Here is a 2,326-nt window from a genome sequence, read left to right as displayed (position 1 = left end):
AACACCCCATTCGGGGCGGGGCGCGGGCCCAGACCCCCCCACGACGCTCCCGCTCCCCAGCGCTAGCCTGCTTGTCCGATCCGTGCGGGATCAGCTCTCCAGCTTCGCCGACTCCGCCGGACCCAGCAGCTTGACCTTGCCGTCCTTCACCTGGTAGATGAAGATCGAGTTGTTCTCCGGCTCACCGTTCGCCTTGAACTTGATCGGCTTCGAGGCACCGTCGAAGTCGACCGTCTTCAGGTACTCGTTGATCTTCTCCGGCGTGGTGTTGCCCGCCTCGACCGCCTTGATGAACGCGGTCGCGGCGTCGTAGCCCTCGGTCGAGTAGATCGCCGGGTCGGCCTTGGCGCTCTTCTTGTAGTTGTCGAAGAACGTCTTCAGCGAGCCCGTCACGTCGGGCGTGGGGATGTTGCAGGGGCAGCCGAAGACGGCGCCCTCGGCGGCCGCTTCACCCGCACCGGTGACGAGCTGCTGGTCCAGCGAGCCGTCGCCGACCGCGAACGTGGCCTTGACGCCACCGTCGCGCAGCTGCTTGAGCAGGCGACCGGCCTGCGCGTAGTAACCGCCGTAGAAGATGACCTCGGGGTTCGCCGCGGCGACCTTCGTGACGGTGGAGGAGTAGTCGGACGCGGCCTGGGCGAACTTGTCGCGCTCGACCGAGACGCCCGCACCCTCGAACGACTTGCTGACGGCCTCGGCCAGGCCGACGCTGTACTCCTGGTCGTCGGAGATGACGAACGCCTTCTTCGGGCTCTTCGCCTTCACCAGGAACTCCGCGATGCCGGGGCCCTGGTCGCTGTCGTTGGCCACGACGCGGTGCCAGTAGGTCCAGCCGTTCTGCGCCAGGCCGGGGTTCGTGGCCGACGGCGAGATGCTGGGGATCTTGCTCTCCTCCAGCTGACCGCCGATGGCCTTCGACTCACCGGAGAAGGCCGGGCCGATGAGGCCGACGATCTTGTCCGTGGCGATGGCCTTCGTGATCAGCGAGGTCGCCTGGTCGGCCTTGCCCTGGCTGTCGTACGGCACCAGCTCGATCTTGACCTTGGGGTTCTTGGCGTTGTACTCGTCGATCGCCATCGCGGCCCCGTTCCGGGGCGGGATCACGATCGCCGAGTTCTCACCGGTGAGGTCACCCATGAACCCGATCTTGACCGAGGTGGCGTCACTACCCGTTTCGCCACCGCCGCCGCCTCCAGCGCAAGCCGCGAGCACCAGCGACGAAGCCGCCGCCAGCGCCAGAACTCGGCCGAGTCGTGCTCCTGACACCGGAATACCTCCCATGACACCAACCAGTCCGCCGGTAGGCGGAGCCCTCACACGAGAGCGTGGGTTAGGGCAGGAACGTAGCTTCAGTTGAGTTCCGTGAACAGGTGGTCTTACTGCTCTGTGTCCACATCGTGACGGTAGTCACCGGAAAATGCCCTGGAGTTAACAAGCTTAAATCCAGCTCAAATCGCCGCAGGTCACAAGGTCAATGCGGGCAGTAACCGGGAATGACCCGACGGTCTGTCCGATACTCGAACGCGTATCACTCGCGAGGGATACTCAGGCGAAGTTTTCGATGACGGCTTCGGCCACGGCCTTCATGGTGGTCCGGCGATCCATCGCGGTCCGCTGCACCCAGCGGAATGCCTCGGGCTCCGACAGACCCTGCTTGGTCATCAGCAACCCCTTGGCGCGCTCGACCACCTTGCGCGTCTCCAGCCGCTCGGTGAGCCCGGCGACCTCGTTCTCCAGCGCCTGCAGCTCGGCGAACCGGCTCATCGCCAGCTCGATCGCGGGCACCAGGTCGCGCTTGGCGAACGGCTTGACCAGGTAGGCCATCGCGCCCGCGTCCCGCGCCCGCTCCACCAGGTCGCGCTGGCTGAACGCGGTGAGGATGACGACCGGCGCGATGCGCTTGCCGGCGATCACCGACGCGGCCTCGATGCCGTCGACCTTCGGCATCTTCACGTCCATGATGACCAGGTCGGGCCGCAGCTCGGTGGCCAGCGTGACCGCCTCGTCGCCGTCGGCGGCCTGCCCGGCCACCTCGTACCCCTCTTCGCGCAGCATCTCGACCAGGTCGAGGCGGATGAGGGCTTCGTCCTCGGCCACGAGCACGCGCCGGGGCGCGACCTCGGGCTGGGCCTCGGCAGCCTGTTGGGTCACCGGGGTCCTCCTGACACTATGACGGCGGCTCGACGCGGTCGCGTCGGACGAAACCGCAGTCTACCGGCGTGCGCCGCCCGGCCCGCGCGTTCGGGCCGTGATCACGGCCACCGGCCCGGACTGCGTCGGTTCGGGCGGCTCGGATACGCCGAACGCCGTGGTCGGACGCCGCCCC

The 2,326-nt window shown here is 67.3% G+C and carries 2 protein-coding genes; both read right to left on the bottom strand.

Annotated features, from left to right (window positions below):
* Positions 1-90: 90 nt before the first annotated feature.
* Entirely contained in the window at positions 91-1,266 is a 1,176-nt protein-coding gene (locus AB0G02_RS13100) for a branched-chain amino acid ABC transporter substrate-binding protein (RefSeq protein WP_360793257.1), read from the bottom strand.
* 279 nt (positions 1,267-1,545) lie between these two features.
* A complete protein-coding gene (locus AB0G02_RS13095) occupies positions 1,546-2,151 on the bottom strand; it encodes a response regulator (RefSeq protein ID WP_360793255.1) in 606 nt (201 codons plus the stop codon).
* Positions 2,152-2,326 lie beyond the last annotated feature (175 nt).

It is taken from the genome of Actinosynnema sp. NPDC023658, from assembly GCF_040639995.1.
In the GTDB taxonomy this organism is placed as follows: Bacteria; Actinomycetota; Actinomycetes; order Mycobacteriales; family Pseudonocardiaceae; genus Actinosynnema.
Note: the sequence above shows the minus strand (reverse complement) of the source record. Positions and strands in the feature narration are given on the sequence as shown.